This is a genomic window from Tangfeifania diversioriginum (assembly GCF_900141875.1).
Classification (GTDB): Bacteria; Bacteroidota; Bacteroidia; order Bacteroidales; family Prolixibacteraceae; genus Tangfeifania; species Tangfeifania diversioriginum.
Window position 1 is genome coordinate 15,315 of record NZ_FQZE01000043.1, and the last position, 14,828, is coordinate 30,142.

The following is a 14,828-nucleotide window of genomic DNA, read 5'->3' on the forward strand; positions in this document are numbered from 1 at the left end:
CACATCACACTTCGTTATTTCGGTTTCAGTTGTTGATAAAAACAGAACCAAATTCTGCCGCCAAACGGTAACAATTTCTACTTTTGTTGTTTAATTTTAACCGAATAAGATGCAAGATCAGGAAAAATTTTTAATTGCTTTTTTTGAATCATACGTGGATTCGTTTACCGGATTAACACCGGAGCAACAAAATAACTTTACCATTAAAAAGGAGCATTCGTTGCGGGTGACCGACAATGCCTGTGAACTGGCAAATTACCTGGAGCTGGATGATGAAGACAAAAAAGTGGCTTTTACAGCCGCCGTTTTTCACGACATTGGCCGGTTTAAGCAATTGGTTGATTTTAATACTTTTAACGATGAAGTATCAGCAGACCATGCCGAATTTGCGGTTGAGATATTAAAAGAAAAAGGCGTTTTAAAAAACTGGAACGAAGAACTACAACATCTTGTATTTGTGGCTATTCAATTGCACAATAAACTAAGTATTCCCAAAAAAATAACTGAGCGTGAATTGCTTCATGCAAAGTTACTAAGAGATGCCGATAAACTTGATATTTTAAAAGTACTGACTGATTATTACACGGATAAAAGCAACCCTCCCAATCATACGCTTACCTGGGAGCTGCCCACTGCAACTAAGGTTTCGCCGCGGGTTGCCAAAGAAGTACTTGCCGGCAAACTGGTTTCGAAAAGTGAAGTAAAAAGCGAGCTGGATGTTAAAATAATGCAGCTTTCATGGGTTTACGATATTAATTTTAAGCCCTCTTTTGAAATCCTTTTCAGTAATCGGTTTCTTGAAAAAATATACAGCACATTGCCCAAAAACGATGGAATATTTGATATTTACCGTAAAGTAAAAGTATTTGCTGAAAATAAATTGATGAATTAATGCAACAAGTTGTAAAGATTTCTACGCCCCGGCACAATGTCCTGGTTGATATTACCAAAGAAGTGGAACATGTAGTGAACCAGTCCGGAATTAATACCGGGTTGGTAAATGTTTATGTACAGGGCGCCACTGCCGGTATTATGATTCAGGAAAACTGGGACGAATCGGTTCAGAACGATGTGGTAACTTTATTTAAAAAACTCATTCCGGAAGGCGTTTGGGAACACGATGCGCAGGACAATAATGGTGATTCGCATTTAAAAGCAGGTATTGTAGGCCCGAGCGAAACCATTCCTCTGATTAACGGGAAAATGGGGCTCTCTACCTGGCAGAATATTTTCCTTTGTGAATTTGACGGGCCGCGCGATGAAAGAAGAATTGTTGTTTCACTGTTCGAAACTGGTAAGTAATGGCCAAAATTGTTTGTTTGTGCAGCTTGGTTACACAAAAAGAAATTGATGCTTTATTGAAAAAGGGAGCTGTTTCTGTAAAAGAAATACAGCAACATACCGGCGCGGGAACTACATGTGGAAGGTGCCTGCCCGAACTCGACGATATTGTTGCCCGGTATCAAAAAGAAAAACCCAAAGACCAGCAAAAAAAGCTGGACCTCGGGTTTTAACTAAACACAATTAAAAAAGTTATCGCTTAAAAATATCTTGGTGATGTCACCAGTTCTTTTAGTGTATTTAACTCGTAGGAAACCATAATTTCATGAGTTCCGTCGTTATAATTCCGCAAGTTAGTTGTAGAAAAATCAATGGCATAACCAACCCGCAGGCTGTTTCCAAAAATCCATTGCGCAATAAATCCAAACGCATCTTGCGTGCGGTACATCCCTCCCAGCCAGAGTTTTTCTTTTAGCAGGAAGTTGGCCGACAGGTCAAACTGAACCGGAGCTCCCAGGGTGGCTTTGGTAAGGAATGTAGGTTTGAATTTCAGGTCCTCTCCCAAATCGAATACAACGCCGGCTTCCAGGAAGTAGTGCCTCAACTCGGCCTGAACTGAAAAGTTGCTGGTATTATCATCGTCAATTTCGTTATGTAGCATTTTAGGTACCGAGAGTCCCACATAATACTTCGGATTGTAAAGGAACAATCCTGCGCCAAAGTTTGGAATGAATTTTCGTGTTAAATCTCCTTCAAACATCGGGTCGTTTACCCCAGGCGAAAGCTGGTACTCCTGCAAATTATTGGAGTAATTGGTAAAGCCCCCCTTTATCCCCATGCGGAGGTTGGTAGCTTCTGTTACTTTCACGCGGTAGGAGTAGTCGGCATACAAACCAAATCGTTTTTCTTTGAATACATTATCGCTTATGACATTTAATCCCAGTGCAACTTTTTCATTGCGCATGGGTGCCTGCATCGAGAAAGTATAGGTTTGCGGGGCACCATCCCAGCCAGCCCATTGCTGGCGGGCAAGCACCATAAAACTTAACGATTCCCAGGTTCCTGTATAAGCAGGATTTATAGTTTGCGAATTGAACATGTACTGTGTGTACATCGGATCCTGTTGCGCAAAAGAAGCGTTGGCTGCGATTACCAAAACCAGAATCCCTAACCCTTTTGTGATATTTAATTTGAATTTCATCGTTTTCATTTTTTTCAGATTAAACATTTTAATTATCTGTTAAGGAAAACTGAACCAGTAATCGGATCGCTTCCATCATTTAAGTGCAGAATATAGAAGTAGGTACCAGGTGGCAGTTTCTCTTTGCCAACCGTCATCTTATTATCAGAACGACCGTTCCACCAGGCTTCTGTTGAGCCCATCAGGTCAGTGTTTCCGTAATTTTCTTTCTCATATACCATAACTCCCCAGCGGGTATATACCTCGATGGTTGCATTTGGATATTGCTCCATGCATTCAATTATGAAGTAATCATTAATGCCATCGTCGTTGGGCGAGAATCCTTCTGGGATGAAGAATTCACAGGCTTGTTGCTGATCATCGTCTCCGGGTTCTCCTTCATCATATTCTTCGATGGTGATTTCACAACCTGTGGCGCAACCTTCGGCATCGGTTACAATCACAAAATAGTCTCCGGGCGAAAGTCCTGTGGCAACAGCCGTCGTTTGCCCGTCGCTCCATTCGTAGGTGTAGTCGCCCCAGCCTCCGGATACAATCACTTCTGCCTCGGCATCGTTTCCTGCTTCCGAAACGGGGAATACTACTTCAATCATACAGCTGAGCTGCTGGTCAGGCTGGATAACAGTGATTGTTACTTCTGCCTGGTCACAAAGTGGTTCTCCTGATTCCGGTATATCACATATTTCGTAGGTGAATGTTACCTCTCCTTCAAATCCCAGCTCGGGGAGATATTCAAGTGTACCATCCTCATTGACTGTGAGCTCACCTGAAGTTACATCTGTAAGAATTGCAGGTGCTGTTAATTCGTCACCGTCAGGGTCAGAATCATTTTGCATTACCTCAATTGTAACGGAGCTGCAGTCTGTAATGGTCAGCACATCGTTTTCGGCAACCGGTGGATTATTATCGCTTGTTACGGTTATGGTCACGTTTGCCGTATCGCATAATCCATCAGCATTACATACAGAGTAAGTGAATACATCGGTTCCGCTGAAGTTTTCATCAGGACTGAATTCCACTGTTCCGGTTTCACTGTTAACCATATAACTTCCATTTTCAGGATCTGAAATTACAGTAACTGAACCTGGATCGATATTGTTGTTGCAATCAGAATCGTTGGCAAGAATATCAATTGAGATCGGTGTATTTTGTTGCGTTGTAACAACATCATCTTCAGCGACAGGAGGAGCTAGAACAGTAACAGTCATCGAACATTCGGCCGTATTTCCTGATGCATCCGTAAGAATCCAGTTAACAACTGTGATTCCTGTTGGATATAATCCACTTGCATCTGCTGTATTAGAGTAATCGTTAATTACTGTTGTTGCGCTGCAATTGTCTGTCATCAGAATTGGAGCCGATACAGTAACCTCTGATTCACATACTCCTGCATCAGCTGTAACCACTATATTTTCCGGACATGTAAGTACTGGTGAAATAGTATCGAGTACGGTAATGGATGGTTCACATGTAGCAGTATTTCCACAATCATCAGAGACTGTAATGGTTACCGTAACATCTTGTCCCACATGGGCACATTCGAATGAACGCGGGAACGCATCAATAGTGATATTTCCAGATGGTGTACAATTGTCGGTGATATTAGTAATCATGTTTTCAATATCATCCGGGTTCAGGACATATTCACCGTTTTCATCGAGGTAAACAGTGTAATCGTTACAAACGAATTCAGGCGCTGAGTTATCCTCAACCGTAATCGTTTGAGTATGGCTTGTTGTATTGTCGCAGTCGTCAGTAACGCTCCATGTACGTGTAATGGTGTAGTTGTCGCAGAGCGATTGCTGACTGCTGGTTTCTGAAAACCCGACTGTTACATCGCTGCAGTTATCGGTTGCGGTAAGAACGGCGGGTTCCGGTATTTCATCGCATTCAACAGTGATGCTTGCCGGCAATGCTTCCACAAACTCCGGTGGGGTAACGTCGTCCACAATAATTTGCTGTGAGCAAGTGGACGAGTTTCCTTCGTTATCGGCAATCTGGTATGTTCTTGTAATTACTTCGGGACAGGTCTCGCCATTACTGGTTTCACTCAGGAGGGTAAAGCTCGATTCGTCAATTTCGTTATTGTCGGAAGCGCTTCCCCCGTCGGCTATAAACCCGGCAAACGTTAAGTAAGCAGCAGGCACTTCGTCGATGCACTCCACGGTAATGTTTTCCGGGCAGTTGATTTCCGGTGCCTCTTCGTCCTGTACAGTTACGGTGAATGTGCAGGTATCTGCATTGCCGCAATCGTCAACAACTATGTATTCAACAGTTGTTGTGCCTAATTCATAAGTGCCGCTTGCATCGTTTTCCCAGGTGTAATTATTATATACTGTATCGATTCCACAGTTGTCACTTACTGTTGGCAACGGAATGGTTACATAAACTGAAGTTTGCCCTTCATCGGCCACAGCTGTTATATCAGTTGGGCAGATGATGGTGGGAGTAGTGGTGTCGTCAACTATGAAGTCTTTGGTTGCTGTTGCCGTATTTCCGCAGTCATCCGTTGCGGTGAAAGTAACGGTTACGGTTTGTTCGCAGTTGGTTTCCGGTGCGTTGTATGATGCCGAAACTTCCACATCACCGCTGCAGTTGTCGGTTGCGCTTGCGGTTGCAATCCATGCATCCACGTTGGCTTCATCGAAGCATTCCATTGCAAGGTCGGCTTCCGGTAAAGTGATTTCCGGCAACGTTGTATCTTCAATGGTGAAAGTAGCGGTTGTTTCGCTGAAGTTTCCACAATCGTCGGTGGCAGTGAAAGTCACTGTTGTTGAACCGGTCGCACCACAGTCGTCGCTCAGTGCTACAAAATCGTGGGTCCAGGTTACCTCGCCGCAGTTGTCGGTAGCAGCAGCTCCGCCATTGGAAGCCAGCCATGCATCGAGTGCAGCGCCATTTCCCGCGCCGTCGCATTCCACGGTTTGGTCGGCTGCCTGAACAGTGATATCAGGTGCAGTAGTATCTTCAATTGTAAATTCAGCTGTTACTGAACTTGAATTTTCGCACTGATCCCATGCGGTGAAAGTCACTGTCATACTACCGGTCATTCCGCATCCGTCAGACAGGTTTTCCATGTTGAAGTCATGTGTCCAGAAAACTTCACTGCAGTTGTCGTTGGCAACAGCGCCTGCGTTGGATTCGAGCCAGGCATTGAGATCGGCTTCAAAATCAGCTGCACATTCCACGGTGAGGTCGGCCATGCCTTCTTCAACAATAACCGGTGCAGAAGTATCAACTACTGTGATGGTTTGTGTGTGCGTTGTAGTATTGTCGCAGTCGTCAGTAACGCTCCATGTACGTGTAATGGTGTAGTTGTCGCAGAGCGATTGCTGACTGCTGGTTTCTGAAAATCCGACTGTTACATCGCTGCAGTTATCGGTTGCAGTAAGTACGGTGGGGTCCGGTATTTCATCGCATTCAACAGTGATGTTTGTCGGCAATGCTTCCACAAACTCCGGTGGGGTAACGTCGTCCACAATAATTTGCTGTGAGCAAGTGGACGAGTTTCCTTCGTTATCGGCAACCTGGTATGTTCTTGTAATTACTTCGGGACAGGTTTCACTATTACTGGTTTCACTCTGGAGGGTAAAGCTCGATTCGTCAATTTCGTTATTGTCGGAAGCGCTTCCCCCGTCGGCTATAAACCCGGCAAACGTTAAGTAAGCAGCAGGCACTTCGTCGATGCACTCCACGGTAATGTTTTCCGGGCAGTTGATTTCCGGTGCCTCTTCGTCCTGTACAGTTACGGTGAATGTGCAGGTATCTGCATTGCCGCAATCGTCAACAACTATGTATTCAACAGTTGTTGTGCCTAATTCATAAGTGCCGCTTGCATCGTTTTCCCAGGTGTAATTATTATATACTGTATCGATTCCACAGTTGTCACTTACTGTTGGCAACGGAATGGTTACATAAACTGAAGTTTGCCCTTCCTCGGCCACAGCTGTTATATCAGTTGGGCAGATGATGGTGGGGGTAGTGGTGTCGTCAACTATGAAGTCTTTGGTTGCTGTTGCCGTATTTCCGCAGTCATCCGTTGCGGTGAAAGTAACGGTTACGGTTTGTTCGCAGTTGGTTTCCGGTGCGTTGTATGATGCCGAAACTTCCACATCACCGCTGCAGTTGTCGGTAGCGCTTGCGGTTGCAATCCATGCATCCACGGTGGCTTCATCGAAGCATTCCATTGTAAGGTCGGCTGTTGGAAGTGTGATTTCCGGTGCTTCGGTATCTCCACCTGAGTAAGTTATTTCAACAGGCTCTGCTTCATTACCGCAATCGTCTTCTATAATATAAGTGTATGTCACCGTCCATGAGCAGTCGTCGCCGCTTGGCGTGCCTGATTTGGTTACATTCACGGCCTCTGTATATTCATCGGTAAACAGTGCTGCAATTTCTCCTTCTGTTGGACCTTGCGGTATATTTTCAAAGCAAAGGTTCATTTCGGTTTCTTCAGGAGGAATATTTCCTGCTAAGGCTGGTGGTTCTTTGTCTAAATAGTCTATTTCAACATCAATAGAAGTAGAACATACCCCATCATTGTTCCCATTTGGTGCAGTAGCAGTTAAAGTATAAATACCTGGGCCATAATTTCCGTTATTTGCAGTTACGTTATTGTTTTGTTCATCTGTTATTACAACTGTAGAACCATGGCTATTTGAAACTTCGATTGAACCATTAAGATCGTTGTAACAAGTTACATGTGTTGGTATGCCACTGACTGTCAGTTCATCGGGTTCGGAAATGGTAATTGTTTCTTCTACAAAGCAAATATCTCCGTCGTTTCCGCCGTCAATCTGAGCGCGTACAGTATATGTTCCCGGTCCGTAAGCTGTTGTTGCATCATAAGGTTGTCCGTCCACTGTAACAACAGCGTCTTGCGGAGAAGCAGATGCATCGATTGTTCCGTCAGCTTCTCCGAAGCAAGAAACATTGGTAAAGCTGGTTGTCAAAGTCACTTCATCGGGTTCCTCAATAACAATACCGGAGAGTTCGTCCGTACACCCGTTTGCGTCGGTTACGGTAACAGCGTAAGTTCCCGGAGCCAGGTCAGTGATGTTTTCACTGGTTGCGTAAGCATCGCCGTCTTTTGTCCATGCGAAGGAATAAGGAGTGGTTCCACCGTTAACAGAAATATCTATTGAGCCGTTGTCGTCGCCGTTGCATGTGATATTTTTTCTTTCTGTAAGTTCCATCTCGAGTGCATTTGGTTCTGTAATTGTAACATCACAAGTAGTTGTTGCTCCATTTGCATCTTCCACTGTAACAATATGTGTTCCTGCTCCGAGTGCCCAGGCAGTATCACTTGTTTCCCCATTTTCCCAGGTGTAGGTATAGTTGCCAACACCCTCAAAAGCAGTAACAGTTGCCACTCCGTTATCTTCCCCATTGCAAATTACATTGCTGATTACTTTTGTATTACAGTAGAGTTCTCCTGGTTGGGTAATTGTAACATTACATGTGGTTTCACATCCATTTGCATCTGTAACTGTTACTTTGTGTAATCCGGCAGCTAATGTATCTGCCGTGGCTCTTGTATCACCATTATTCCATAGATAGGAATAAGGTGCAGTGCCGCCTTGAGGAGTAACTGTTGCAATTCCGTCTTTAAATCCAAAAATACTAACAGGTTCATCCTGGCTGGCGTTGCAGGTAAGTAATGTTGGTTGAGAAATAGTAACAATTTCAGTAGCAGTACACCCGTTATCATCGGTTACCGTATAGTTGTAAGTGCCGGCAGCCAAACCGGTTGTAGCATCACCACTGAAAGTATAATCCCCGGTTCCCCCTGTAGCCGATAACTGAACACTTCCCAGTTCTCCGAAGCACAATGGCTGGGTTGGGGTGGCCGTTAAGACCAGTTGGGCAGGAGCCGCGTTGATATTAGCAGAAGCAGTAGCAGTACACCCGTTATCATCGGTTACCGTATAGTTGTAAGTGCCGGCAGCCAAACCGGTTGTAGCATCACCACTGTAAGTATAATCCCCGATTCCCCCTGAGGCCGATAACTGAACACTTCCCAGTTCTCCGAAGCACAATGGCTGGGTTGGGGTGGCCGTTAAGACCAGTTGGGCAGGAGCCGCGTTGATATCAGCAGAAGCAGTAGCAGTACACCCGTTATCATCGGTTACCGTATAGTTGTAAGTGCCGGCAGCCAAACCGGTTGTAGCATCACCACTGAAAGTATAATCCCCGGTTCCCCCTGAGGCCGATAACTGAACACTTCCCAGTTCTCCGAAGCACAATGGCTGGGTTGGGGTGGCCGTTAAGACCAGTTGGGCAGGAGCCGCGTTGATATCAGCAGAAGCAGTAGCAGTACATCCGTTATCATCGGTTACCGTATAGTTGTAAGTGCCGGCAGCCAAACCGGTTGTAACATCACCACTGTAGGTATAATCTCCGGTTCCCCCTGAGGCCGATAACTGAACACTTCCCAGTTCTCCGAAGCACAATGGCTGGGTTGGGGTGACCGTTAAGACCAGTTGGGCAGGAGCCGCGTTGATATTAGCAGAAGCAGTAGCAGTACACCCGTTTTCATCGGTTACCGTATAGTTGTAAGTGCCGGCAGCCAAACCGGTTGTAACATCACCACTGTAGGTATAATCTCCGGTTCCCCCTGAGGCCGATAACTGAACACTTCCCAGTTCTCCGAAGCACAATGGCTGGGTTGGGGTGGCCGTTAAGACCAGTTGGGCAGGAGCCGCGTTGATATCAGCAGAAGCAGTAGCAGTACACCCGTTATCATCGGTTACCGTATAGTTGTAAGTGCCGGCAGCCAAACCGGTTGTAGCATCACCGCTGTAGGTATAATCTCCGGTTCCCCCTGAGGCCGATAACTGAACACTTCCCAGTTCTCCGAAGCACAATGGCTGGGTTGGGGTGACCGTTAAGACCAGTTCATCGGGTTCGGAAACAACAATGCCGGTGAGTTCATCCGTACACCCGTTATCATCGGTTACGGTTACGGTATAAGTACCTGAATACAGTCCGTCAAAAGTTCCGTCAGATTGAGCGGTGCCTCCGTTTAGGCTGAAAGCAAAAGGTGAAGTTCCGCCCGTTGCTGTTACAGTAATTGAGCCGGTGTTATTTCCATAACAATTGACATTAGTAAGATTACTAAGTTCTAACGTGGGACCTGGAATATTTTGTAAAGTAACTTCAAGTGGGGTGAGTATTTCACAATCTCCTTCCAAAGAAACATCCCTCACATTTATTGAATAATTACCTGCAGCTAAATTGTTGATTGTGGCAGAAGTGTTTCCACTACCAAAAGAATTCCATGAGCCGCTATTTAACGAATATTCAAGTTCGGGCGAATTAGAATAAACTGTTGCATCAATAGTTATTGTACCATTGTCTTCTCCACATGTGGCGTCAGTATAGTTAGCTATTTCTGCCTTAATACCTTCAACGATTACATTGAAGGCACAGGTTTGAGTAATTGGATCTCCGCTTGCAGGTGTATAGGTTGCAGTATAAGTTAGTGTGGTATCGATGCCTGCAGGAAAAAAGCCGGGAGTTGGCCCGGTTGTTGTAAATTCGATCCCTCCTTCGCAACCTTCAATATCCATGAGAATACCATCGAAATAAAGGTTATCGACTACACTTTTGTTTGAACCACCTCCTGCAAATTCAAATTTTAAATAGTAAGTGCCTTTTTGCACCGCCTGTGGAACTTCAATTGTATATGTATTGGTTGTATTATTTCCGTTGATACTTTCTGACCCAACTGGTGTCTCTGAATTTGCCGGGTCAACCAATGTAAGAATCCATTGAAAATTATCTCCTGATGGAGCGTAAATATCAATGTTGACATCGAGTGGGGGCTCAATATACATAAGAGGGCTCAAAATATATGGGTTTCCCCCGTCTCCGGTAGATTGCCAGAGGTTAACCTCACCGGCATTATTGCCAACTCGCTGTACATGGTTAAATGTCCAGCAATTCCATTTTGCTTCAGGTAATCCAAACCCCATGTAAAAGCTGGCATCGGCCGATCCTACGCAGCCCAGACTAAAATCCGGAGCATCCCAGTCGATGTATTTCCCAAGTACATTTTCCATTACAACATCTGCACATTCTGTTATGTCGTTAGGGCAATCTTCAACAGAAATTACGATATCATCAATTGTAACTGACAACGTATTAATACCAGAACAACCAGTTGCAGGATTTGTCTCGGTTATTTTTACAGTTCCTGTTCCGGGGCCATCCCATATTATACTGACTGAACTAAATGTGGTTGGACCATCAATCGTGCCACCGGTTACTTCCCACAGGTAAGTGTTGCCCTCAATAGAGTCGGTACTGTAAGAAGATGAGCTGTAACTGCACACGTCTTCTGTTCCTGAAATTTGTGGTGTTGGTAACGGATTGACGGTCACATATACTTTATCTTCAGCAACACAGTTATCTCCATAGTTGACAGTTACAGTATATTCCCCGCTGAACATAGTTTGTGCATTGCTTCTTGTCGGATTTTGGTCAGTTGAGGTAAATTCATCAGGGCCGCTCCAATTATAACTTCCATCTGAAATGTCAGTTGGTGTAGCTGTCAGATTTATGGTTTCACCTTTGCATACTGCGAAATCTGGGCCTGCAGAAACTGTTCCTTCACAAGCTTCTTCCCATTGTGCATATAATACATTTGGGATTGTTGGGGCATTATCAACAATTATTTCATCGCCCGGTAAGAAAGCATCTCCCAAGCCATTGGCCTGGGTATTCCAACCAGTAAAATTATATAATGAACGCGTGAAAGTGTTTGCTGCTTTTATGGTGTGTGGTTCGTTATTATTTAAATCAATAACAATATCACTGCCGGAACCGCCATTGGCTTTGTAGGTTAACTGCGTTTCCTGGGCGATGTCGCCCCATTGCGCGGTTAATGTCATGTCGCCGGTAATTTCAAGATCGTTATTGGGGTAATAAATTGTCCCGTTGTTTTCCCATCCAACAAACACTTTGTCGGTAGGTGGTGTAATTCCTGAAGCTGGCAATACAGAGGCAAATGCACCTGCGTAATAATCGTTAGGATCATGTGGAGTTGTGCCAGAACCACCGTTCAATACATAACTTACCTGATAGGTTGTTACCGGCCATACCGGGAAAAGTTCCAGGTCGCTATAGACTGGCATAGCAAAATCGAACAGAACAAAATTGCCATCAACATACCAATACCAGCCAATAAAATCGCTGGCCTGCATTCCTTGCGGTAAATCGTATTCCAAAACGTTCACATCAATGGTTGCTCCGTGTTCAATAATGTGCTCGATTGAAGTTGGACTGGTGCCCGGAGCTTCCAATACCTTGTGATTTAAAACCATATAAGTAGGTGGTGCCCACTTTGCATATAAAGTAAAATTTTCTGCCGGCATGGTTTTGCCAGTAAAATCGAATTTTGAGTCAGGTGCAAAAATGGGAGAAGTAAACCAGCCCTTAAAGGTGTATTTAGTTCCATCTTCAATATAAGTAGTAACATCTTCAGTGTAACCTGGAAGCGCCTCGCCGGAAATATCGGCTTCATAAGGAATAGAGGATGATATTTGCGGGCTATTCCCATCATTAGTGTTAAAGGTGATAGTATAATTGTTACGTGTGTACCAAATAGTTCCATCTCTTCCAGTTTCTAAAGGTTCCCAGTTCGAACAATATTGACCTTCACATTCTTCAACAGTAAATCCTTCTATAGCTATTCCATCTTCCTCTGTAAAATAAAAAGTTGAATATCCGTCTGCATAAAATATGAAGTCGTCATGAATTTTTATTCCTGTACTCTTTTCCTTATAATGAATGGTAAAGGGAGTATCGCCTGAATATTTCCCATATACTGTCAAATTTCCATTGGGCATATCAGGAGCTTCGGAGTAGGAAACAGAGCCGTATTTCTCGGTCAACCATCGGTATCCGAAATGATCATCAACAGCAGCATTATACCATGTGGCAGTGCTTTGCCCGTATTTTACTTGTGTAGTGCTATAAGTTGACCAGTAATAATTGAGAACTTCTATTTTAAATGTCCAAACATTGCGGTCGTAATACACATTCTTTATAGTTGTTCCATCCCCTTTAATTTCGACATTTGTAGCATCTGTTAAAGAAGAATTCAGATGAAATCCGGTATAGCTTACTTCATCATATCCGGCATTTGTACCAGTATAGCCTGTTTTTACAGCAGTTTCAAAATAGGTGTAATCATCGTCTTCGGCGTTTTCCTGCCAGTAAACAACATTGTAGTTTACTTCTTTTGGGGACCATACCGCGTAAAGGGTTTTATCAGCAGTAATGGGTGTATTAAAATCGAATGCACTACCACCCGCTGTTTCAGACCAATGCGAAAAAGTATATCCAACTCGGGACGGATTGGAAGGTTGTGTGGCAGTTTGTCCGTCAACAACATAATCGGGAAGTAAAGAAGAACCTCCTTCTGAATCGAAGGTGACTTCCCACTGATCGGCCAGTACTGCATAAAGAGTGGTATTTGCAGTTATTGGTGTGTTAAAATCAAACGCAGGTCCATTCTGTGATGTGGACCAGTGTGCAAAAACTTTCCCTTCTTCAGTAACCGATATAGGGATATTGTTTCCATCGGTTGTGCCACTGGGTAATACTTCTTTGGTGGTAACAATTTCGTTATTGTAAACAAAATAAACGTACCAGATATCCTCAAAACCGGCATTTACGGTATAGCTTGCGGTAGAACTTACATTTACAGCCTGGCTAAAATTAATAAGAGTTGACGAGCCTTCTACAAACCATCCTGTAAATTTTTTACCAACTTGTTCTGTTGGGGTCTCTGGTTCAATGAGATATTCCCCATTAAGCACTATTTGCGTTTCTGTTAAATTGCCATCAATATAAAAATTGTATGTAGCAGTTTTTGTTGTGCCAATCAAATAAACTGAAAAGTGGTTGGTTTTAAATTCTATTGAGTTCTGATTTGTCTGCGCCGATTTAAGAACCGGCTTTACAGATCTATTTGCTGATTTTAAGAAAGTTTGCTGTGATTCAACATTTTTGGTTTGTTCCGGATATTTTTTTGTTAAGGTAAATTCAGTATGATTACCTGACCTTTCAGCATGAAATACCGCAACTTGATTTTTGGTATTGGCAAATGGTAAGTCTGTCAATGAAACATGAACTTCTCCTTTCGGTTGGATTTTGTTCCCATTTACATCTAATAAATTAATGTCATAGGCTATTGATTGCTCAAAAATTACCTGATTTTCAATTGCTAAAGTATTTGTATATACTTCTTTTTCATTACCTGTCAATACATCAACAGAAAGTGTTGTATTTCCCGGCAATACACCAGGCCCTGCATTAACTGAAATTTTAACTCCATCTTTAATCGAAGTTAAGGTTGTATTATCTTCTGCAAGGACTGGAGATTGCCCCACAAGCGAAAATAAAATAGATAAAATAATACCTGTTAGAAAGGTTTTGTTATTTCTACTGATGAGACAATTCTTTTCTGTTTTTAGAAAATGAATCATTTGGTGGTAGTAGAGATTTTTCATATCGTTTAGTTTTTTATTGTTAACAACATTAATTTTTTTGAAAATAAACTGCGGTTATTCACACGGGGCACCCCGGTAGTAACCGAATATTTTAAATAGGAGGGGAGCGTAACAGGAGTGTATGAAAGTTCAGAAAATGGAATAGCAAGAAGCCATTCTTGTTTCATCTTCCCTGAAAACTCAAAAAACAATGTTTTTGCGAGAAGCAATTTATGTTGACTAAATATAAGATTTAGCTGTTTTATGTGAAATGTTGCGTCCATACAACGTTTTTTTGTTAAAAGTTTTGTTTGTTTTTATGTATTGAAAACAGACGTTTGCAAGGAATATGCCTTTTGAGTTAATAAGTTTTTAATCAGTTGTTTGGGTTTTGTTGTTTATGGTTTAAGTGTCTCATTATGGGACAGGTTTTCTCATCAGGATAAAATAAAAGTCTCTTTTGTCTTAAATTTAAATTATGTAGGATGAGAATATGAAACTGCAGAGATGTAAAGATGAAAAGGTTACTTTTATGGATGGATATTTTGGGAATTCGCATGGCAGCGTCTGGAAGACTGACGTATTAATTTTTTCCCCACTATTGTCATACACTGGCTGGGATTTCGCAAATGAATGCTGACTAAGAAGGTTCTCTGCGAGAATCAGCTACATCTGCGGGAAACTTAAAGCTATTGGTTACATAATTCGGTGTTTTAACAGATTGAGTACTAAAGTTTATTCCAGATATAGCCTGATGCAGCTCAGCCCTTTTCAAAAACTTAACATTTGCGATTTTAATTTTAATGTTGATTTTTAATCATTTAGTACACCGTCCACAAAAAAAGCCA

5 protein-coding genes are annotated in these 14,828 nt (G+C 43.0%); 3 read left to right on the plus strand and 2 right to left on the minus strand.

The annotated features are described in order from the left end of the window. Positions 1-109 precede the first annotated feature (109 nt). Genes BUC07_RS18840 through BUC07_RS18850 form a run of 3 tightly spaced genes read left to right on the plus strand, consistent with a single transcriptional unit; the run spans position 110 to position 1,514 of the window. Complete coding sequence (locus BUC07_RS18840) at positions 110-892, plus strand: HD domain-containing protein (RefSeq protein WP_073173566.1); 783 nt, start codon at positions 110-112, stop codon at positions 890-892. Next, positions 892-1,302, plus strand: a complete 411-nt coding sequence (locus BUC07_RS18845) for a secondary thiamine-phosphate synthase enzyme YjbQ (protein WP_073173569.1) — start codon at positions 892-894, stop codon at positions 1,300-1,302. The genes BUC07_RS18840 and BUC07_RS18845 overlap by 1 nt, the downstream gene beginning before the upstream one ends. Next, positions 1,302-1,514, plus strand: coding sequence for a (2Fe-2S)-binding protein (locus BUC07_RS18850; RefSeq protein ID WP_073173571.1), 213 nt, complete (start codon positions 1,302-1,304; stop codon positions 1,512-1,514). Before BUC07_RS18845 ends, BUC07_RS18850 begins: the two co-directional genes overlap by 1 nt. A gap of 26 nt (positions 1,515-1,540) precedes the next feature. Here the strand turns inward: BUC07_RS18850 and BUC07_RS18855 are convergent, their stop codons facing one another. Further along, positions 1,541-2,482, minus strand: coding sequence for a PorP/SprF family type IX secretion system membrane protein (locus tag BUC07_RS18855; RefSeq protein WP_175552574.1), 942 nt, complete (start codon positions 2,480-2,482; stop codon positions 1,541-1,543). A gap of 32 nt (positions 2,483-2,514) precedes the next feature. Further along, positions 2,515-14,001 (minus strand): InlB B-repeat-containing protein, encoded by an 11,487-nt coding sequence (locus BUC07_RS18860; protein WP_083578349.1) that lies wholly within the window; start codon positions 13,999-14,001, stop codon positions 2,515-2,517. Positions 14,002-14,828: the final 827 nt, after the last annotated feature.